Below are 19,886 nucleotides of genomic sequence, written 5' to 3'. Positions count from 1 at the left end.
TGATCGACGGCCCGCTTTCAAAAGCAGCAAGGGCTGAAGTCGACCGGAAATACAGGGTTACTTCAGACCTTCCTTAGACCCTTTCAGCGATCTTTACTATGAGTAAGCGACCCGACAGCGACAATGCTGGCAACAAGATAATGTCCATGGACTTCGAGTTGAAGTCAGCCCTCATCGATAGCGCCGCAGGTAGTCCGAACACCGACAAGGCCTACCGGCAGGCTCGTGAGCATTTCAAAAGCAATGGGGGGCTGCTCCCTGCCACCGAGGAAATGGTGGATCGCTACGTCCGTACTTTCGCTGGAGAACTCGCTGTTAAAACTCTGCAGTTGCGAGTTGCAGCCATCGCAAAGTGGCATCAAGAGTTCGGCTTTCCTGACCCGACCAAGGGTAAGGTGAATCGGACCATGAAGGGCATCCGGGCGTTGTTCAACAAAGCGCCCAAGAAGGCCCTTCCCATCGCGATCGAGAATCTGCGCAAGATGATCGACTACCTGGACACCGCTGAGCGCGCCGCAATTTCTGCCGGCGATTTCGCCAAGCAGCTGGCCGCTTCACGCAATCGGGCGCTGGTGCTTATCGGCTTTTGGCGAGCCTTCCGAAGCGACGAATTGAGTCGGATCGAGGCACACAACATCACGGTGATTCCAGACCGGGATATGAGGATTTTCCTTAGAAAGACCAAGCATGACCGTGATGCACTTGGCCAGGAATTCATCGTGCCGGCCCTAATCGAGCTTTGTCCCGTCAGGGCATACACGCATTGGCTCGAAGACTCTGGTATCCACTATGGACCCGTCTTCCGACCTATCACTCGCTGGGGGCGGATGCGGGATGAGGGCCTGTCGAGCTCCGCTATCGGTCCCATCTTGCGGCGGGTTGCTGACGCCGCCGGTGTGGAGCAGCGCTACACCAGCCACTCCTTCCGACATGGTTTTGCCAATTGGGCGATCGACGAGGGCTGGGACCTCATCAGCATGATGAGGTACGTTGGCTGGAAGAGTGTGCAGAATGCCCAAGGGTACGTTCAGCCCAAGTTCAATTTTGGCAAGCTCGCCATCGGTCAGCCGGCCTCGCTCAGCGCGCCGCGCTGGGAACCTGGCCATGGTGAGGTCTTCCCAGGCATCGTGGAGCGTTTGGAAGGCGACGAGTAACGTCCTGGTATCGCTTAGAAGTCGTAGCGAGCTTTCAGCGAGAAGGTGTCGGCGTTGAAATCGGCTTTGCGCAGGTAGTTGTACGAGGCACCGAAGGTCATGGCACCGACGCTGTACTCCGCGCCTACGCCAGCCTCGTAGCTGTTGCGAGTCGGCTTGGCGGCGTTGCTGACGAAGGCGTTGCCACCCAGTACGAATGCGCTGGAGGTGTCAGCCTGGTCGGCGGCGAAGTCGTGGTAGGTCATCAAGGTGACTTCCGGCTTCAGAGTGCCGTTGCCGACGTTGAAGTCCTTGGCGAAGCGCACACCAGCGCCCAGCTCGGCAATTTCGATGCGCTGGTCATCTACCGACAGTGCTGCGGAGGAGCCCTTCTCGGTGTAGCCGTCGATCTTCAGATTGCTGTAGCGCAGAGCTGCACGAGGTTCGACGATGTAGCCGTCACCCACGTTGAAGCCGTAGCCGCCCAGGACGTTCAGGCCGAACAGATCGGAGTCGTAGTCGCCCTTCGCGGTGGTGCCTGCGATGTGACGCTTGGATTCGTTGTCGTTCTTACCGAAGGTCAGGCTGGCGTCGACGAAGACCGGACCTTGTTTCCAGCTGCCGTAGGCGATCAGAGCCTGGCTCTTCACATCGGTGCTGTTGCCGTCGTCGGAGTCGACATCGCTGGTGGCGTAGCTGTAGGCCAGACCCAGGGTGGTCTGCTCGTTCAGCTTGCCGTCGGCACCGATGATGATGCCATCCGTATCGGCGTTGAAGCCCTCGATCTGATTGCGACGGTTCTGGTCGGCGTCGCTATGAAGGGCCTTGATCCACACACCGGTTTCTTGAAGAACGTCGCCGGAGGACATGCCAGATGAGGAGCCCAGACGGGAGTTGATGGCGTTGGAAACCAGTGATTGGGTACCCATCGCAGCTTGGGTAGCGCCGCCGTTCACTTGGGGAGCCAGCTGCTCGGCCAATTTGGCGAGCTCAGCCTCGGAGGCGTTGGCGAAGGCCTGGAAGACCTGGTCGTCGCTGCTCATGTTGCCCATGACCGAGTCCACGAAAGGAGTGATGGCGTTCAGCGCGTTACGGCTGGAGCCATGGCCTTTCAGGATGTCCTGGGCGGCGTCACCGGTTTTGCCGGTAACCACGGCTGTGACCAGCTGCTCGCCGATTTCGTAGGACTTGACCTGTAGCAGAGCGGAGCTGCTTTTTACTTCGAGCCCGGCGTTTTGAATGTCGTCCGCAGATACCAGGGTGTAGGCAGTGCCCTGGCGGGTACCGGTGAAGTCGCCCGGGTTGGCGGTGACATTCAGCTTGCTGCCGGCAGCGAAACTGGCGGTGCCGTTGACGCTGACCACCGGAGTGTTTACGTTGGTGCTGTCGCTCAAGCGGACCTGCAGAGCTGCGCCGGAGGCGATGCTCAGGTTGCCGGTCAGGTCGGTGTGCAGGTTCGACAGGTTCAGTTGGCCGCCCTTGATCTGAACATCATCGGCTTCGATTTCGCCACCGATGAAGTTGGCGTTGCCATTGACCTGCATGGAGTCCAGGCCTTCGATGTCGCCGGCGATGGTACCGCCGTTGAAGCGAAGGATGGTCTGCATGTTGCCATCGATGGACTTCTCGCCACCCTGAATCAGGCCGCCGTTCTGGGTGATGATGAAGTGGTCGGTACCGCTGCCATTGCCCGGGCGATTGCCGATCTGAATGGCGATGCCGTCGGCAACGATGTTGCCGCTATTCACGATGCCGTTGTTGCCCAGGTCGGAATTGGGGCCGGTGGAGTCCAACACCAGAATGCCGCGAGAGTCGGCACCGCGAGCGATGATGAGACCGGTGTTGACGATGGCGTTGTAGTTGATGTCGTCGACGGTAATGCCAATTGCATTGGCGCCGTTGGCGGTGATGCCGCCGCTGTTCAGGATGTCATGACCGAACTGCACATCGTCCAGCTCGATGCCGATGGAGTTGTCGCCGGACACCGAGATGTTGCCCTTGTTTTCAACATCGGCGCCGATTTTGGTCTGGTTGTTCACGTCGGCGCCGTTGGAGAAGGCGGTGATGCCCTTCGCGCGTTCACCAGTCGCGACGATGTTGCCGCTATTGATGACATCGCCTGCCAGCTTGGTGTTGCCGATCTCGATACCACGGGCTTTGTCGGTTTCTACGCCGTCCGGATCATCCAGGACGTCGATATTGCCGTTGTTGATCAGGCTGTTGGCACGAACGCCGTCCATCACGATACCGACCGCGCCGGCGCCGGTCAGATCGATGTTGCCGTTGTTGATGATGTCGCCGGTGACTTCGGTACGAGTGGCGTTCTGGTCGTCGCTGATGTCCAGGTCCAACCCGTCGACAGCCGAGCCGCGGGCGGTGATGTTGGCGTTGTTGACCAGATTGCCGTTTATCTTCACGCCTTCAAAGCCAACCCCATCCTCGCCTTCGATGCGCTGAGCATTGCCAGTCAGGGTGACGTTGCCGTGTTCGCTGAGCGACAGGGCTACTTCGGTATCACCGCTGACGTCCTGGGTCAGGTCGGATACGCCCGAGACAGCGTATACGTGAGTGCTTGCTGCGATCGATGCCGCCAGCAGAGTCTTGCGCAGGGTGCTCTTGTTCACAGGTACTTCATTCCTTGTCTGATGGTTTTCAGCCTCCTTGCGCCTGTTGAAGTCTCTACTTCGGGCATTGGGGCAGTGGAGGTGAATTGCCACCATAACGAGGCGAGCAGTGGATTCAAGCTAATCCGTGCTTTTTTTGACGTCATTTTGCAATCACATTCGTCCCTCATATTCGGGAGCGAACCTGCCGATTTGGTCAAGAAAAATCAGTGGCTTACCGGTTTTCCAGGTCCTCGCCGTGGGTTTTCCGCCGAAAAATTGGCGACCGATATTTGGTTGTGAACCTTTTCACAGATGGCATGGCCTAGTAATATCACCGCCGATGTCTCATCGCAGACACATAAAGCTCCGCGAGTATGCGATTACGCAACCGAGGAGTCCGTTGAAATGAGGGGGGGAGCAGTGCCCTCTGCCAAAGCCGGTGCCAGCCTTATGTCTGGCTCCTTCGACTCCGTTCGCCTGGTGCAAGCGGTAGGTCTCTGCTTTTGTAGAGCGCACCATCTTGGGTATTCCCCCCTGATCCATTGGAGGGGGTACCATGCTGTCGAGTGCGACGATTTCTGTCGATGATCTTCAAGCCAGGGCGCTGGCTGCGGACGAGGCTGCAAAGCAGGAGTTTCGGAACAAGGTTCTATCGTACGCGAACGATTACAGATTCGCTCTGAAGGAAGCCAGTCGACTTTTAGGGGTTAGCGCTGGGTTCTTACGCAATTATGCGGCCCGGAACAGCATCGAGTTCTCAAATCCTGATCTTCGAACCAAAGAGGAGAGCAAGTCGATCTTCAAGCAATACGAGGAGATCCGCTTGTCCAAGGAACCCAAGCGCGTTGAACCACGTAAGCCGTTGCTCAAGGCTGACGAACTCCAGCTACCACCGCAACTCGACCTGCTTTCCAAGAAAGCGCACTGGGAGCGCCAAAACAAATTTTTGGAGCGCGTCCAGGAACTGGCAAAGACCTTGACCATGAAAGAGGTCAGCAAACGGGTAGGTGTCAGTCTTCGGTTCCTCAAGAACTTTTCCTACGAACACGACATTGAGTACGTGGGTTCTAAAGCCCGGCCGGTTAATGAGGCGCTGTCCCCTGTCTTCATCGCCGAAGAGCCGCCAAGCCCCCAGTTGATTCAATTCCTGTCTCGTCCTATGCCTCGCGTGAGCGAAATCTGTGAGGACGAGCCCACTGATAGTAAAGAGGCCCAAAACGCCGAGCAGGCTATCAGTCACACGATTGTATTGGCTGGCCCCCAACCCGAATCGAGCCAGATTGCGGTAGCCACTGAATCACACGCCGACGCCGTTCTGGACCAGGGTGAGTCTGGGAAGTCAGAGTCCGATCGTTATAGTCCGCAAGCTCCAGCATCCCGGAGTGAAACCGACTTGAACATCCTTGCAATCCCTCAAAGTCTGGTCGATGAGCCTCAAGAGACATCGGCGCCCGCCAGCCAACTGACCGCCCTCATGGCCTCTCCAAACGCGAAGGGTGAGCCGCCATTGAGTAACCTTCCATTGCCGGCGACTTTTGTGAACCAGCGGACCCAGAGCGCAGCCTGGACAGCCTGGTATGGGTCAGCAAAAACGGTGGCCAGCGTAACTGAGCAAATCTGCAAAGCGAAGATCTCCGCTCTCGGCGATACGCGGATGCTGATGCGTGTACCGCCCCACGCGGTTCTGACCTCGTGGTTGATTTCTCCGCAATGCTACTCCGCGATAGTGAACGCATTCCCGCCCGATGAAGCCATTAGTTTACTCCCCATAAGCCGCTTGGAGGCGAACCTCAAGCACGTGCTCGGTGCTGAGGTCGGAGAGATTCGATCGCTCTGTAATGTAGGTTCGGCCACAGAAGTGGCCCGGGCCGTAGAGTCGATCTGGCCTTGGACATCCCGGCTCCATGACCATGGAGGCTTTTCTCGGCACAATTGCGTTACCTTGCTAACTATCGGAGCACTGCTCAAGGGACTCCATTGGCCCAATCTCACGTCCACGGACGCTTTCCGCATTGATATGTCCGTTACGACACTTCTGTCGCTCCTCCCTAACCCTCTGGATCGTCTAATCGCCACATCTTCCTCACGGGTTCGGCAGATTGGATACGCGGGCCTGGCGGGAGTGGAAGTGGCTGATGACGCCAATGTCGGAGAGTATTGGCAGGCGGTAGGTTCCGAAACTTTTAAATCCTGTGTCGATGAGGTCAAACGGCGGGCGTCCACTGTTGAGTCAGGCCTCACTCGCGTTTCACCTTCGGAGCTGAGAGCTTTCGAACTGGAACGAACGCTGTTGGCGGTGCGCCCGGACTCCCAGGTGCTACACGAGCTCTACTCCAACTTTGTCAGTAATACCGGCGCACCCAACTGGAACGCCTTGCTCGACTCTCTTGAACTCTACTCGGCCATGACCGAGGTCCCGTTGGACGCCAGAGTTTTTGCCCGTGATCTGTTTAGCAGGCCTATTCAAAATCTGCCGTCTCCAAACCTGGAGGCCGTACAAATCTTGCGCAAGGCCATCTGTACCAGTGTTCTGCAGGAAGAGCCTCTAGCGTTTCGACAGCGTGCAGAGAAGCAGATGGACGCTGTCCAGAAGGTTCAGTCGCAGATCAAAGATCTGGGTGACAATTTGACCGCGGCGAACATGCTCAAACTGGCAGATCTTGCAGAGCATGGCCGCGATCAAATTCTGGCGAGTCGAGAGTGGTTTGAAGCGGAGATCAAGACCTACGCGGCCGAGGTCCGGCATTGGCGCGGCTTTTTTGAAGATTGGCAGCGTCTGGCGGCTCCTCGGGAGCAACTCAGGGAGAAGGCTAAGCCTAAGGTGAAGGAGCCGCCTATTCAGGTAGCGGAGCTGCCTCCCGAATCGGATGTAGTAAAGGAGTTGCGTAACGAGCTCGCGATTGCAGAGCACCGTAACCAGCATCTCGAGCAAGAACTGAGGGATGCGAAGAGCGAGGCACATCGCCTCCGCCAGGTTGCGGATGCTCGCCCGCTTCCAATTCAGCAATTCGCCCCGCTGATTGAGCCATCTCTCCTGCGCCGTATTGCCACTCGCAAGGGCATCACTCCGGTTGATGTCCTTGCGTACCTGCAGGTGGTTTCGGGTGATCGTGTGGAGATTTTGGAGTCAGCATGGAAGTCGGCGAAGGCTTCGGACAAGTTTGCCTACTCCGAACGCATGCTGGATCTGCTGGATATTTTGGTGAACCCCTACTTCGACACCCTTGCCGCGGGTAAACCTGATTCGGTCGCACGCGAACTCCTTGGCGGGTCCTATGTCGCTAAGGAGTCTGATGCGACGAGCAATTGTGGAAAGCTACGTGCTCAGCGTGAATTCAGCTACCGGGGGAAGCGTACGTATTTCGAGCGGCATCTGCGGGTTGGTTCTGGCATCGGTAACCAGGTTTGTATGCGAATTTACTTCCAGATCATCGAGTCGAAGATCGTCATCGCTTATGCAGGCGAGCACCTGGATATCGCAAGTACGAACTGACTCATCTGGCCGGCGATCAATCGACGGCCGGCCGGAGTGTCAATTTTTTCCTAGCAGGCCCTGAAGGGGGGAGAGGCTTACCAGCATTCTTTTTCTCCAGCTTCTTCAAGGCCTGTTTTTGCCGTTTCCGTTGCAGGAACGTGCCCATCCCGCGATATTCCAAAAATAGCTCGAGATCTTGGTCCTTGTTCGGTCGCACGAGCGCGATGTACCCTTTTGAAATGAAGCGCACGGGCTTATCCTCTCGCTTTCCTCCAAGCAGCAAGCCCTTGCGATCATGCTGCAGTATAAAGCCTATAAAATGGGTTCCTGAAATGAGAATGATGGAAATCTCTACCTTGTGCTTCAGGCAGTAGTCGAGGTAGCGATTTTGCTCAACTTGAGAGCGATCGATCATTGGCTTTGGCGTCTGCTGGGGCATACCGTCCTTGTGCCCTTCACTATGGTTTTCGTCAGGCAGCATAAAGCCGCGCCACATCGTAGGGAGCGGCTTTTGAGCATTTTTCATCCCGGATACTATCGGATTGCCATCGGATTTTCCCCCCCTCTGATAAACCTTCGGACGGATTTTTCGCGGCAACATTCCTATTTTTTCCAGCCGTTTCAGGACTGAGCAAAGGTCTTAGCCAGTCCGTTGGGTAGAATCTTCTACATTTTTCTGAAGGATTGGATGATTTGAATCATGATGCCAGGCTAGGGCAGTAACGACCCCTTGCCTCATCTTGCACGGGGCAAATCTTGCCAACGAGTAGTGTAAGAAGGAGAAAGCAGCTCCCTGCGCATCATCCAACCTGGCGCAGACGGAATGGTCGCCACACGAAGCGCTCCTCGCCCAAACCTTTCGTTGATCATATCCATAGTCGCCATCAGCTGATCGGCATTTCTGCGGGGCTGCGGTGCAAACATATCGCCTGTCAGCCCCTCCATCTGGCTTAGCCTACACAGTTGGATGGTGCACTTGGAGTAAGCGAAGCCGGGCCTATAGATTTCCAGAAGGCCTTGGTTTGCGGCTATGATCAGTTCGCGGGTGTCTGCGGTTGGTGTTGGTAGCAGCATCCTGGCCCCGTTCCAGTAACGGTCTGCTGGATCAGCAAACTGGCCGGTTTGTACCGAGACCAGCAGCTCGCTGCAGACGGAGCCTTGTTCCCTAAGTTTCTCCGCCGCGCGACTGGTGTATGCGGCTGCTGCCTGGCGTAGGTCCTCAAGTCGGTAAACGCGCCGACCGAACATTTTAGAAGACACGATCTCCTTCTTCGGATCTGGATCATCGTGCATTTTCAGCCACTGCTCGCCGCGGAGTTCACGAGCGGTTCGCTCCAGAACCTTGGAGAATATCCCACCTATTCGCCTCGGGTCCGCGCTGGCCAGGTCGAATGCGGTCTTGATCCCTAGAGTCTCGAGTTGACTGGAGAGCTTACGGCCTACACCCCACACCTCCCCCACCGGCGCGAGTTTCAAGAGTTTCTGCTGGCGCTGAGGGTCCATCAGGTTCACCACGCCGCCGGTTGCCGGCCAATTCTTCCCTGCCCACTGTGCGAGTTTGGCCAACGTCTTTGTCGGCCCGATTCCCACACCAACTGGGATATTCACCCACTTTCGAACTCTTGCCTGTATATCCCGGCCCAATTGCTCTAGGTCATCCGGCATTCCAGTAAGGTCACACCAACATTCGTCAACTGAGTAGACCTCGATGCTGGCGACCAAAGTGCTAATGGTTCGCATCACACGATTCGACACGTCGGCGTATAGCGCATAGTTGCTCGAAAAGGCTGTCACTCCCCTCTGGTCGAGAAACCGCTTCACTTTGAAGTATGGGTCGCCCATCTTTAGGCCCAACGCTTTAGCCTCCCGACTTCGAGCGATGATGCAGCCGTCGTTGTTCGAAAGGACCACGACTGGCTTCTGTGCCAAGTCCGGACGGAAGATCCGCTCACATGAGCAGTAAAAGCTGTTGCAATCGACCAGGGCAAAGACGCTCACAGCATGCTCCTGAGCAGCATGCTGATCACTCCCCATAGTTCCACCTGCTCTTCGTCGGCCAGGATTTCGCGATGGCGGCCGTCGGCTCCTACCCGTGCAAGATGTAGTCGTTCCAGTGCTACCCGCTCCACGAGCGCCAAATGATGCTCATGGTTCGCCACCACGATTACTACATTGCCGGCACTAGGCTCGAGGGCGCGGTCGACCACGAGTACATCGTTCCGGTGCACTCCGATCCCAACAAGATCGTCGGTGTCGACTAGCCAAAGCCAAATGTTGGGTGCCCCCCATCCCACCGCGGCGTCAAGGGAGGGGGGAAAAAGCAAGTGATCCTCAGCCGGGCTCTGGAAACCAGTGATCTTCAGGCGCTGCTGCGCCAGGGCGAGACTGGACAGCCGCCGGCCGGGAGACGTAAAGCAGTCCATCTGGGCGGTCGTCTCAAAGCTGTATATGCGTACAGTATAGAGATCAGCCCCGGGTTGGCGTCAAGCTGCGCGCACTGGGTATGTCACTGTCAGCGGGGAGGATTTTGCTGAAGGGGGGCCATCCATGGCCTCTACCGTGCAGTATATGGCCGGTAAATGTCCCAGGCGCGACTGCGGGTTACCGCCGGTCAGTTCGAGTCAGCGTGCATCGATTGCTGCGAAACGTGGAGCAAACCTCAATATGTATTGGACAGGGAGCGTGGGCAGGATGGGCGGAAGGAATGGGATTTTCGGGGCAGGCTGGTCGGGACTCATCCTGCTGGCAGGGGTGGCGCTACTTGCGCCTGAAGCCGCATATGCTGGGAAGCTAGGACAGGCACTGGGCTCTGCTGCTGGCAGCGTCGGAGGGACTGCGGTTGGAGGCGTATCTGCAGAAGCAACCCGACAAGCTCTTGCTGCCAAGGGCATGACGGAGGATGACTTCTTCCGAATGCTGTTCGCTCGAGGCATCCCTCGCGCAAAGCAAGATCTCCCCAAGATGGTCGACGCAGAAACAGAATTTTATGACGTCACTGGTAGCGGTAGGGAATGGGGATACTGGCCTTTCACAACGATTGCCTCTTGGTCCACGGAAAGCCTGTGGATCTCGTCTACAACAGACTCACCGATTTCTATCTGGAAGGTGACAATTGCAGCGCGCTGCGCAGCGCTTATTTGGCTGATGTCGTGACGGTAACGCCGCACCCTCAGGCCTATGCCCTTTACGCCGACAAACGCAGGTTGGTTGACCTAACCAACGCACGTTTTTTGGAAGAGATTGGCGTTGATCAGCAAATCCGAGCCGTATTGGCCCAATACGTCCCGCTTACCGTTCCTGTCGAGCATGGTAATGCAGAGCACCTCTGGCAAAACCGCCGTAGCCTCTTTTTCAAGCCCGTCAGCGGGTTTGGTAGTCGCGGTGCATACCGAGGAGACAAGCTCACCAAGCGTGTGTGGGAAGGGAAACTACGTGGCCCAATCCCTTGTGGCTCCCGGCGAGCGTAGAACCGTCGCCGACCCTCAGGTACGACCAATGAAGTTTGACCTGCGCGCGTACGCTTATGCTGGCGAGGTGCAGTGGAACGCTGCCAGGGTCTACCAAGGCCAGACGACTAACTTTCGAACGGAAGGGGGCGGCTTTGCTCCTGTGTTTACCTTAGTCGAGGAAGAGAAGCGAGCCGGTTCCACAGAGCAGCGGTCGCACGCCTCGTTCACGTTCTTGCTCGACGAAACCGGCGCCGTAGAGGAACTGCCGCACCCGCTTTATCTGGCGTTGGTTCGAGCGGAAAAGGCTACCTCAAAGCTTGCCGGTAAACGTTTCCGATTGGCCGACTGGTATGTGGCAATAGAAGATGGCCGTCCTTCCAAAGTCATCCGAGAGTGGTACGGGTGGGTAGCGTTCGACGCAGCTGGTGGTTACCACCCTGAACGCGGTTCGCCGAAAAACGACGAGTCGGATAGTGATGACAATATAGATTCAACCGCTCTACCGACACGGGAAGAACACGATCGAATTGAGGAATTGTTGTTTAAAAGCGAGTGAGAGCCTGTCTCGCACAGCCCAGAGGTTCCTTCCGGGGCGCAGAGCCAAAGGAAGATTGCCTTCTCACTCACCTTTCAGGGCCATCATTAAACCCTTGAAAGCGCCGTTCAGCCGAGTAAATGCAGCCTGGAAACGAATCGAATTTTCCGCATATTTTGCTTGTTCAACCTGAACGTCGACTGTGTTCTGATCAAGTGATGGTTGATTGGGAACCGCCCTGTCTTGGACCATCTACTTCTGCAGATTAGTTAATCTACCCTGTCATGAAGCTGAGCTAGTGATTACATTTTTGTAAGCTATCGGTTTTTTGACCGAGCGGCCGCTCACCCGCATAAACTGGTAGCTCATTACCAGAAATCACCAGCACGGGTATTTCATCCCAAGCCAGCTCGATCAACCGGTAATAGCCGGCGTTATTTCGATTGCTTTCGTGCAGTCTCTTCCCGCTCCATACGTTCACGCACGCCGCCTTCCACACCAGTGCCAGAGTGCATTGGCTTGTAAAGCGAACCCGTTGTTGGCGGTGCTGGCGGAGCTTTTTCGATCTGCCAGCGGTGCGCGATGTTCGCCGCGATTCGCTCGGTGAGAGAGGGGAACAGCGAATGCGAGATCACTGCGCCCCGGGCTTTCCAGCCTACCGGCAGACGTTTGCGCGGGTTGACCGAGACCCAGGCGATGGCTTCAACCACCTGCTCAGGGCCGTCCATTGCGGCCATGCGTGGCGTGCCGCCGGTGTAGTTGGCCGCGTGTTCCCAGAACGGTGTGTCCACAGCCCAGGGCATAACAGTGGCGACACTAATAGTCTCGCTGCCGCTCAGGCGAATCTCCTCGGCGATTGCTGCCCCGAGATTCATCACTCCACCTTTGGTCGCTGCGTAGGAGGCATGGTAAGCCAGCGGTATCTCGCTCTCGACCGAGCCGACGTTGACCAGCGTGCCGAAGCCCTGAGTTCTGAACTGGCGCATGGCCGCGTGGCTTCCGTAGATCACGCCCTTGAGATTGACGTCCACAACCCGCGCATGGTCCTCGACGGGGACGTCTTCGAAGCGCCCCAGTGCTCCGACCGCTGCGTTGTTGATCCACACGTCGATACTGCCGAAGCGTTCGATGGCGGCTTGGGCCAGGCCTTGTATGTCGGCTGGTTTGCTCACATCGGTGGTCACTACGAGTGCCGACCCTCCTGCCTCGCGTATCTGCGTAGCCAGTTCTTCGAGCACCGCGGTTCGGCGGGCCGCCAGCACCACGTCGCCTTGCAAAGCGGCAAGCCTGAGCGCCACGCCGCGACCGAAGCCACTGGAGGCACCAGTGATGACGAAGGTTTTGCCAGCTACGCTTGGCTGGTCGCTTGGTTTCAGGCGTGGGGAAACGGCGCAGCCACTGAGTTGCAGGGCGGTAAGCAGAAGCAGCAGCAAAGCCAATCTCTGCGATGAGAAGATTCGCAAAACCATTATTGGTTCTCCTGGCAAAGTCATACGGCCGAATGGTCCGTAACTCCAGTGTTGTACGACTGCCTTGTGCCAGCGCCGCCGCAGGACAGGCGAATAGAACTTTTCAGGCTAGATCATCAATCTAGTTATGGCGCGGAAACTTGATTACATTTCTGTAAGCATAGAACTGAATTATTGAGCTATACGAATGCATGCTTGGAAAAGATTTTGCTATTCGATCTATCGAGTCTGACAATTCACAATCGCAATTGAAACTACTGATTAATCGTGCAGTCGACTAATAATCTGTTTCTTGTATTTTCGCGCGGCTTGCGCTTCGAAAAGCGACATCGTTATGGTTAAAAATAAGCCGGCGTACGTCGGGTTACTCTTCATGCCAACTTCAATGCATTTATTACCTCAACGCGAGCCTGCCGCTTTGAAGCAGCAGTCCAGACTGGCCTTTGAACCGTCTGTAAGCGCACCGACACGAAGAGAACTATGAGAATTAATCAGCAACTGGCAGCTGGAAAGGCAGAATATCCAACGATCGCTTCGCTGGCGGCCATCGGTGATGGTCGCTCCATGGCATTGGTGGGCCCAGATGGCAACGTGGAATGGTTCTGTCCCCAGCGCTTCGATGCCACACCGATGATTTGGCCGCTGCTCGACCGTCAACGTGGCGGGCGGCTACAGCTGTCGACACCGGGTGACGTCAAAACGCATTATCTGGACGATTCTGCAGTATTAGAGTTCGAAGTGCACAGCGCGTCCGGGTCCGCCCGTGTCACGCTTTGTATGGAGTGGCCTGGATCGGACGATCAGCAACGCTTGCTTTGGCAGGTAGACGGCTTAGCTGGCCGCTGTGAGTTCACTCTGCAGTTTGAGCCGCGTCCAGATTTCGGAAGCGTAGCCGGTGAGGCAAGCATTTCAGCCGAAGGGTTAACCTATTCTTATATGGGTCAACAGCTGTTGCTTCAAGCGGACTGCGCACTGTATCCGGACGGCGAAGGCTGGAAGGGAGCGATCTCAGTAGATGCAGGAGGGCGTGCGGGAGTTTCTCTGAGCGTTTCCTTAGAGCAAGATGCCCCACCCGTTCCTGTGTCGATTGAATCCGTACCCGCGCGGATTGAGGCGACCCTGGTTGCGTGGCGCGATTGGTGCGCAGCGCTGGAGTGCCCCGCAGCATATAGAGGCGCCGTGGTACGCAGCGCGATTAGCCTTAAGCTATTGATTTACGCACCCAGCGGAGCGGTCGTTGCCGCCGGAACCACTTCCCTACCTGAACACCTGGGCGGGGAGCGGAACTGGGATTACCGCTACACCTGGTTTCGAGATGCGGGGCTGACACTTGGTGCTCTTTTCGGCCTCGGTTGTCGGGATCAGGCACATCGTTGGGCCCAGTGGATGCAGCGAACCATTGAGCAGCATGGGACGCCGCTGGCCGTGCTATACGATGTAAACGGAGCTGCGCCACCGCCAGAACGTAATATCGAAGGGGTCGATGGCTATCGCGGCTCGCGGCCGGTGCGTGTGGGTAACGCTGCTGATGGCCAGTTTCAGCTGGATGTTTATGGCGAGTTGCTGGAGTGCGTGAGCATCTGCGATAGCATGGGCGACGATGCGATGCGGGCGCACTGGCCTCATATGCGCGCCGCTGCTGATTTCATTGCAGCGCACTGGCAGGAGCCTGACCAAAGCATTTGGGAGATGCGCAGCGCGCCGCGCCACTATGTGCACTCCAAGGTCATGGCCTGGGCTGGTCTACAGCGTGCGCTATGGCTGAAGCGCCGCCATGACCTAGACGGAGATGAGGAAAGTTGGGTCAATCAGGCCGAGGCTCTACGTCAGTTAGTCCTGCGCCGTGGTGTCAGCGCCGGCGGCAACAACTTCGTCCGGGCCTTGGATGACGATAGGCTGGATGCTAGCCTCCTGTTATTAGCGCGTGTTGGCTTCGTCGAAGGCGGCGATGAACGTTTCGTCAATACGGTCGATATGATCCGCAAACAACTGGACGAAGGCGGCGGCGCGCTACGGCGCTACCCTGCTGAAATTTCGGATGGGCTAGAGGGCCGAGAAGGCGCCTTCTTCATCTGTAGCTTTTGGCTGGTCGAGGCATTAGTGCAAACCGGCCGGCCTCGAGAGGCAAAGGAGCTTTTCGAACAGCTGCTGCAACGCAAGGGTGAGCACGGCCTGTTCGCTGAGGAGTTCGACACCCGAAGCGGCCAGCATTTAGGGAACGTACCTCAGGCCTTTTCTCATGTCGGTTTGATAAACGCCGCCCTGAGCCTCGGCTCTGCTGATTAACGTAGCTGCAGCCTGCATGGTCCAGTCGATGCCACCCAGCTAGCTAGCGGGCAATGGCAACTACTGCCGCTACACAAATCACCATTACCAGTGCCAAGGCGCCCGTGGCCAGCTTGCCCACGGATTCGGAACTGAGGCCCAGTGCTTTGTCCTTGGCCTGCGCGCCGAAGCGCCCTTCGAGACGGTGCAGGCCCTCTACGGGATGGAACAGGTTGTCAGGCTGTTCATCACCGGCCGGCGAGTCGGTCATCTGCCCACTCCAGGCCTGCTTGGCCATCATCCGGTCGAGTAGGCCGGGCATGAACATGTTGCCGATAATCGCCTGAAAAGAGGCGCGTCCGATCCACAATTCGCGCGGCGCATCGGTTGCCGCGCGGACAATCGCGCGCGCTGCCACAGCAGGCGTATGGATCGGTGGGACCGGCTGCGGTCGTTTTTGCATCTTGTTGCGCGACCAGTCGAACTGCGGCGTGTTGTGCGCTGGCAGCTGCACCATGGTCAGCCGCACCCGGCTGTTGGTATGGATCAGTTCGCAGCGCAGCGAGTCGGTGAACCCACGAATGGCGAACTTGGCGGCGCAGTAGGCCGATTGCAGCAGTATCGCGCGATAGGACAGCGCCGAACCCACCTGGACGATGGTGCCGCGGTTGCGAGACTCCATATGCCGCAGCGCCGCCAGCGTGCCATGCACGAAGCCCAGATAGGTCACGTCGGTCACACGTTTGAATTCCGCCGCGCTGATCTTGTTCACCGGGCCGAACACCGTCGCCATCGCCGCGTTGACCCAGATCTCGATCGGCCCCAGTTCCGCCTCGATCCGATCGGCCGCCTGATCGATAGCTTCGGGGTCGGCGACATCCGCGGCAATTGCCAGAACTTTCGCCCCAGCCGCTTCCAGCTCGTTGCGAGTGTCCGCCAGGCCCTGCTCCCCACGCGCAATCACGGCGACGCGGTAGCCGGCCTGGGCGAACGCGTGAGCCGTCGCGCGGCCTACGCCTGCGGTCCCGCCACAGATAACGGCGGTCTGTTCGCGGTCGGTCATGTGCGGACTCCTTTTTTGTAGAGGCGATGGTGACTATCGCAACAGCGCGTTCCAGCCGGCATAGCGATGATGGATCGGTCCGCGCGGCAGACTCAGGCCGATCACCAGCGCGCCGGCGATCAGACTACCCACGGTCGCGGCGAACCCTGCACCGTCGAGGAAGGCGGGTGATGCCAGTAGCCAGGCACCGATTGGCAGGTTCAGAAAACGCAGCGGCCGTGCCACTTCGGCGCACGCCAGGACCGAGACGGTGAGCAGCAGCGAGCCCATCAGGTGATCACTGTTGGCCATCGCGCCGTCGGTGCCGAAGATCAGGCGGGTTGACATCAGCCAGACGCCTATAATGCACAGCAGCGCGAGCCCCCAGGGAAGGTTCACTCCGCGAAGGCCTCTGAGAGTCATCGAGGAAAGGCTGCCGTCGAACTCCGGCGTATTGTCCTCACGGGCGCCTTCCATTGCATCGCCTTTGAAAAAAGTTCTCCAAAACGGTTTGCCACGGCGCCGCGCATCCTTGAGGAACTGGCCCATGGCAACCAGTTCATCCAGCGCGTAAGGCATCATCACCAGCATGGCCAAGGCTTGAGCCAGGCAAAGCGTGCACCACGTACCGATGAAGATCGGCTGGGCGATGATGAAGAAGATGCTCACGACGCCCAGGGGCACTACCACCACGCCGAACGCGGCGACCATCCACGGCATGGTCCGCCAGCGCCGGGCATCGCCCATCACCGCCATGAGGAGCTCGATCATATAGGCCATCACACCGATCCCGGCATCGGACACCGGCCAGGCGCGCGACATGTCGGACGTGATGATGGTTTCAGTGCCGTTGGGCTGGGTGCCGAAGAAAGGGTCCCAGGCATTCGAGGTATGGCCAAGCTGATAAGCGGTTAGATAACGTGCGAGCAGAATGCCAATCACGGCGAGAATGGCTATTGGCAGGCGTTGCAGCCAGGTTGAAGGGTTGTAATCCCAGCCCGGTGGAACCGCGGCCTTCTGCATCATCCCGGACATGCTCATGCCTGGCATCATTGGTACTAGTGTGGAAAAGGCAATTACCAGCCCGCCGACCAGCAAGGCATTGCCGTAGCTCGCCGGGGAAGGAGTCCAGAACAGCAGCGGCGCGAACATCAACCACAATCCCATGATCGTGTTGGCCCATTGCGCCCAGCTGATCCGTTTGAGCGAGAGGATGGCGAACAACACGATCAACGCGCCGCTGATGACGTCGTTCCAGGTCATCAGCAGCGCGCGAGTGGCGACCTCGGGTAGATCACGCTCGGCTGCGAGGCGTGGCAGGTCGAGGTCGCCCGGCGCTACGTTCATGTAGCCGAAGATAAAGGGCGCACTCAGCACCCAAAAGCCGAGCAATACATTGACGAAGTGGCACCAAAGCGTCGCGATGTGGCGCCGCTCCATCATCTGCATATGCGCATCCATACCCATATCGGACGACATGGCGCCTTGGCGTAGATATTCCCCTTGATGCTCCATAGATCTAGTCCCCAGCACTGAAGTATTTGTTACGTTGCGGCAAGAGAAAAAGCGTTACGGTGTTGCGACCGCGTGCAGGTTTGGGTGAGCTCGGCCAGCGGATATCTAGGCCTTTTCTGCTAGCAAGTCAGCTGGCTTAGCTTCAACTGCACATGCTGGGATATAAGGTCATTCCGGCGAAGCTGCTCTGGCAACGAGATGACGAGCTTTGCCAGAGCAGCAAGTCGCGAATGTTACGCAGCCATGCGCTCGCATTCTTCAGCGCACTTCATGCACGCTTTGGCACACTCTTGGCAGTGATCCACTTGATGTTTCGCGCATTCCTCTCCGCATGCACGGCAGATCTTGGCGCAAAGGGCACAAAATTCTTTAGCGTAATCACTTTCGCGACTCATCAGTATGGCGGCCAACCTACAAATGTCCGCGCAGTCGCGGTCAAGCTCGATGCAGCGTGCCATCATTTTTACGTCATCCTCACGCAGGCAAGCAGAGGCGCACGTTTCGCACACAAGGGCACAGTTCGAACAAGCTTGGATACAGGAAGCGAACATTGAGTTTGTCATTGCGTTCTCCAGGGTTCGATAGTTGTATGTCGTCGGTGCCTACTGACCGATACGGCTCATCAGCCTGTTAGCAGACACTGAATTACGACACGCTCCTACCGAGCCCGTTTCGAAAAACTTCATTACAATGTTGTAAGGTAAATCCAACCGCACCGGGGCTCTGCGGGCGCAGTTGGTGGCGATGTGGCAGTCAGATTGCCTGTACGGCTTCGCTAGTCTGTGCGAGATGATTGAGTGGGAAATGGGGGGCTCCCTGTCGCCAGGACTGGGAGCATCCATTAGAGAACGGCCGGAGCGAAAGCCGCTGAACCATATGGGCAACTAGCCTTGCGGCCTAACTTTTAGAAAGCAATTGCAGAGGCCTCCGGTACCGTTGCGTCGACCAGGATGGCCTAGAGCCGACCCTTATGCTTTTGCTGAGGCGCCTTTCAAAGAGCCTAGTCAGAACCGACTAGGCACACACATATCGGATGTTAGTGCTCGTGTTGCTTCCCGTCTGCGTGCACATGGTTATTTGCAGAGGATTTGCCTTCCGCATCGGCACGGTCATTGTCAGTGCTTTCCTCCGCCGTCTGTGGCTGGTCTGACGCATGATGGTCATCGCTTTCTTTACCACCATGATGCCCGGAGCCTGGTTGGCCGGGTGCTCCACCCGAGCTGCTAGAGCCGTGGTGATCCGAGCCGCCACTGTCGCCCTGATGGTGGTCGCCCGAGGCCATCTCGCCGTGTTGCTCACCATGCCCAGCTGGGGTCTCCAGACCACCATGTTGGTTACCACCGCTAGAGGCAACGAGTGCTCATACGCTCCCTCATCTAGCCCAGGAAGCTTTTTGCAGAAAAGCCACCATTGCCCAGTGTACGGGTCAGCCATGCTTCTTCCCCACGCAGGCATCCCAGTGGCCTTAATTCCAGGCTTGATGGCCCAAAATGTTTTTGCTGGGTCATCGGAGTTCCGCTTCAGCAATTAGCATGCCACGCATGCTTGCGTCTGAATCTTACGATTTGTCAGATCACACATGCCCCAACCGCGTGAGCAGGCGAATCGCTAATTGTCCGTGTTCTGCCTGTTCGCTCCTGCAGTTAAGGCGTCGTTTCCTACCGGCAAAAAAAAGGCGCCATCTAGGCGCCGATAGGCCAAAGGAGCATGAAAAGGCCAAAAAGCAGAGTGTGGGAGCAACTGCTGAGGTAGACGTTAACGCTACAAGCTGTCAGACAGATGATGCGAGCATTACGTTTCTGTAAGGTAATGGCTGCACGCCCTGACAATCGGCACACTGCTCCAAATGCCGGAGGGAATACTTTCATGAAGCTTCTTGTTGCTGAAGACGAGCCGAAAACAGGCACCTACCTACAGCAGGGGCTTTCAGAGGCAGGCTTCACAGTCGATAGAGTTGAAAACGGGACCGATGCTGCTCAGCACGCGCTTCATACCACATACGACTTGCTCATCTTAGACGTGATGATGCCTGGCCTGGATGGGTGGCAGGTTTTACAGAAAGTCCGCGCTGCTGGTAATGAGGTTCCCGTGCTCTTTCTCACCGCCCGAGACGGGGTTCAGGATCGAGTAAAGGGATTGGAGTTGGGCGCTGATGATTATCTCATCAAGCCGTTTGCCTTCTCCGAATTGCTAGCCAGGATCCGTACGTTGCTTCGCCGCGGCAATAATGCTCCCAACCAAACAATACTCAAACTCCTCGACCTTGAGGTCGATCTGCTCAGGCGTCGGGTTACGCGATCGGGGAAACGAATAGACCTAAGGAATCTCCGAACAAGCCTTCAGTTATGCGAGAATCCCCGCAACACCTGATCCGAGCCGCCCATGAGCCAGATGAGC

General features: G+C 57.3%; 13 protein-coding genes and 2 pseudogenes. 7 read left to right on the top strand and 8 right to left on the bottom strand.

The window, feature by feature from the left end; genetic code table 11:
* Positions 1 to 146: 146 nt before the first annotated feature.
* Entirely contained in the window at positions 147 to 1,154 is a 1,008-nt protein-coding gene (locus ACGLHT_RS28895) for a site-specific integrase (protein WP_274121165.1), read from the top strand.
* Positions 1,155 to 1,168: 14 nt separating this feature from the next.
* Here ACGLHT_RS28895 and ACGLHT_RS28890 read toward each other — a convergent pair whose 3' ends face one another.
* Positions 1,169 to 3,757: an autotransporter outer membrane beta-barrel domain-containing protein gene (locus tag ACGLHT_RS28890; RefSeq protein ID WP_274121164.1), complete on the bottom strand. Its 2,589-nt coding sequence runs from the start codon at positions 3,755 to 3,757 to the stop codon at positions 1,169 to 1,171.
* 538 nt (positions 3,758 to 4,295) lie between these two features.
* On the opposite strand from ACGLHT_RS28890, the gene ACGLHT_RS28885 reads away from it, so the two are divergent.
* Positions 4,296 to 7,232 carry a hypothetical protein gene (locus ACGLHT_RS28885; protein ID WP_105446946.1) on the top strand — a complete coding sequence of 979 codons (2,937 nt, stop codon included), beginning with the start codon at positions 4,296 to 4,298 and terminating at the stop codon, positions 7,230 to 7,232.
* Positions 7,233 to 7,248: 16 nt separating this feature from the next.
* Here ACGLHT_RS28885 and ACGLHT_RS28880 read toward each other — a convergent pair whose 3' ends face one another.
* Together ACGLHT_RS28880 and umuC are read right to left on the bottom strand one after the other, a co-directional pair.
* A complete protein-coding gene (locus tag ACGLHT_RS28880; RefSeq protein ID WP_274121163.1) occupies positions 7,249 to 7,815 on the bottom strand; it encodes a hypothetical protein in 567 nt (188 codons plus the stop codon).
* A gap of 134 nt (positions 7,816 to 7,949) precedes the next feature.
* Entirely contained in the window at positions 7,950 to 9,212 is a 1,263-nt protein-coding gene (umuC, locus tag ACGLHT_RS28875) for a translesion error-prone DNA polymerase V subunit UmuC (protein ID WP_274121162.1), read from the bottom strand.
* A 140-nt stretch (positions 9,213 to 9,352) separates the two neighbouring features.
* On the opposite strand from umuC, the gene ACGLHT_RS28870 reads away from it, so the two are divergent.
* The 3 genes from ACGLHT_RS28870 (at position 9,353) to ACGLHT_RS28860 (ending at position 11,219) form a co-directional block, all read left to right on the top strand.
* On the top strand, positions 9,353 to 9,475 hold the full coding sequence (locus ACGLHT_RS28870) for a hypothetical protein (RefSeq protein ID WP_010794486.1): 123 nt from the start codon (positions 9,353 to 9,355) through the stop codon (positions 9,473 to 9,475).
* An 801-nt stretch (positions 9,476 to 10,276) separates the two neighbouring features.
* Positions 10,277 to 10,681 carry a hypothetical protein gene (locus ACGLHT_RS28865; RefSeq protein ID WP_223271186.1) on the top strand — a complete coding sequence of 135 codons (405 nt, stop codon included), beginning with the start codon at positions 10,277 to 10,279 and terminating at the stop codon, positions 10,679 to 10,681.
* A 28-nt stretch (positions 10,682 to 10,709) separates the two neighbouring features.
* Positions 10,710 to 11,219 (top strand): hypothetical protein, encoded by a 510-nt coding sequence (locus ACGLHT_RS28860; protein WP_223271187.1) that lies wholly within the window; start codon positions 10,710 to 10,712, stop codon positions 11,217 to 11,219.
* Positions 11,220 to 11,282: 63 nt separating this feature from the next.
* Here ACGLHT_RS28860 and ACGLHT_RS28855 read toward each other — a convergent pair.
* Both ACGLHT_RS28855 and ACGLHT_RS28850 read right to left on the bottom strand, forming a co-directional pair.
* Positions 11,283 to 11,435, bottom strand: a pseudogene (locus ACGLHT_RS28855) (flagellar basal body rod protein FlgB); the annotation flags it as partial.
* 197 nt (positions 11,436 to 11,632) lie between these two features.
* Positions 11,633 to 12,667: an SDR family oxidoreductase gene (locus tag ACGLHT_RS28850; RefSeq protein ID WP_135192936.1), complete on the bottom strand. Its 1,035-nt coding sequence runs from the start codon at positions 12,665 to 12,667 to the stop codon at positions 11,633 to 11,635.
* A 480-nt stretch (positions 12,668 to 13,147) separates the two neighbouring features.
* On the opposite strand from ACGLHT_RS28850, the gene ACGLHT_RS28845 reads away from it, so the two are divergent.
* Positions 13,148 to 14,953 (top strand): glycoside hydrolase family 15 protein, encoded by a 1,806-nt coding sequence (locus ACGLHT_RS28845; protein ID WP_274121161.1) that lies wholly within the window; start codon positions 13,148 to 13,150, stop codon positions 14,951 to 14,953.
* 43 nt (positions 14,954 to 14,996) lie between these two features.
* On the opposite strand, the gene ACGLHT_RS28840 is transcribed toward ACGLHT_RS28845, so the two are convergent.
* The 3 genes from ACGLHT_RS28840 to ACGLHT_RS28830 all read right to left on the bottom strand — a co-directional run bounded on the left by ACGLHT_RS28840 (position 14,997) and on the right by ACGLHT_RS28830 (position 18,052).
* Positions 14,997 to 15,995, bottom strand: coding sequence for an SDR family oxidoreductase (locus ACGLHT_RS28840; protein WP_135192938.1), 999 nt, complete (start codon positions 15,993 to 15,995; stop codon positions 14,997 to 14,999).
* Positions 15,996 to 16,028: 33 nt separating this feature from the next.
* A complete protein-coding gene (locus ACGLHT_RS28835) occupies positions 16,029 to 17,489 on the bottom strand; it encodes a vitamin K epoxide reductase family protein (RefSeq protein ID WP_223271188.1) in 1,461 nt (486 codons plus the stop codon).
* Between the two features lie 233 nt (positions 17,490 to 17,722).
* Positions 17,723 to 18,052: a four-helix bundle copper-binding protein gene (locus ACGLHT_RS28830; protein ID WP_032489165.1), complete on the bottom strand. Its 330-nt coding sequence runs from the start codon at positions 18,050 to 18,052 to the stop codon at positions 17,723 to 17,725.
* A gap of 1,303 nt (positions 18,053 to 19,355) precedes the next feature.
* On the opposite strand from ACGLHT_RS28830, the pseudogene ACGLHT_RS28825 reads away from it, so the two are divergent.
* Positions 19,356 to 19,829, top strand: a pseudogene (locus ACGLHT_RS28825) (response regulator); the annotation flags it as partial.
* Between the last annotated feature and the right edge of the window lie 57 nt (positions 19,830 to 19,886).

The sequence above is a fragment of the Pseudomonas sp. PsB genome (genome assembly GCF_043658375.1).
GTDB classification, from domain to species: domain Bacteria; phylum Pseudomonadota; class Gammaproteobacteria; order Pseudomonadales; family Pseudomonadaceae; genus Aquipseudomonas; species Aquipseudomonas putida_Z.
This window is presented reverse-complemented; position numbering and strand designations above follow the sequence as displayed.

What these genes read in the sequence shown, in the direction of transcription:
- ACGLHT_RS28845 (WP_274121161.1), top strand. Translation starts at nt 13,148, where the DNA reads ATGAGAATTAATCAGCAACTGGCAGCTGGAAAGGCAGAATATCCAACG.
- ACGLHT_RS28870 (WP_010794486.1), top strand. Translation starts at nt 9,353, where the DNA reads ATGATGCTCATGGTTCGCCACCACGATTACTACATTGCCGGCACTAGG.
- ACGLHT_RS28850 (WP_135192936.1), bottom strand. Translation starts at nt 12,667, where the DNA reads ATGGTTTTGCGAATCTTCTCATCGCAGAGATTGGCTTTGCTGCTGCTT.
- ACGLHT_RS28895 (WP_274121165.1), top strand. Translation starts at nt 147, where the DNA reads ATGGACTTCGAGTTGAAGTCAGCCCTCATCGATAGCGCCGCAGGTAGT.
- ACGLHT_RS28885 (WP_105446946.1), top strand. Translation starts at nt 4,296, where the DNA reads ATGCTGTCGAGTGCGACGATTTCTGTCGATGATCTTCAAGCCAGGGCG.
- ACGLHT_RS28840 (WP_135192938.1), bottom strand. Translation starts at nt 15,995, where the DNA reads ATGACCGACCGCGAACAGACCGCCGTTATCTGTGGCGGGACCGCAGGC.
- ACGLHT_RS28835 (WP_223271188.1), bottom strand. Translation starts at nt 17,489, where the DNA reads ATGGAGCATCAAGGGGAATATCTACGCCAAGGCGCCATGTCGTCCGAT.
- ACGLHT_RS28860 (WP_223271187.1), top strand. Translation starts at nt 10,710, where the DNA reads ATGAAGTTTGACCTGCGCGCGTACGCTTATGCTGGCGAGGTGCAGTGG.
- ACGLHT_RS28830 (WP_032489165.1), bottom strand. Translation starts at nt 18,052, where the DNA reads ATGACAAACTCAATGTTCGCTTCCTGTATCCAAGCTTGTTCGAACTGT.
- ACGLHT_RS28880 (WP_274121163.1), bottom strand. Translation starts at nt 7,815, where the DNA reads ATGTTGCCGCGAAAAATCCGTCCGAAGGTTTATCAGAGGGGGGGAAAA.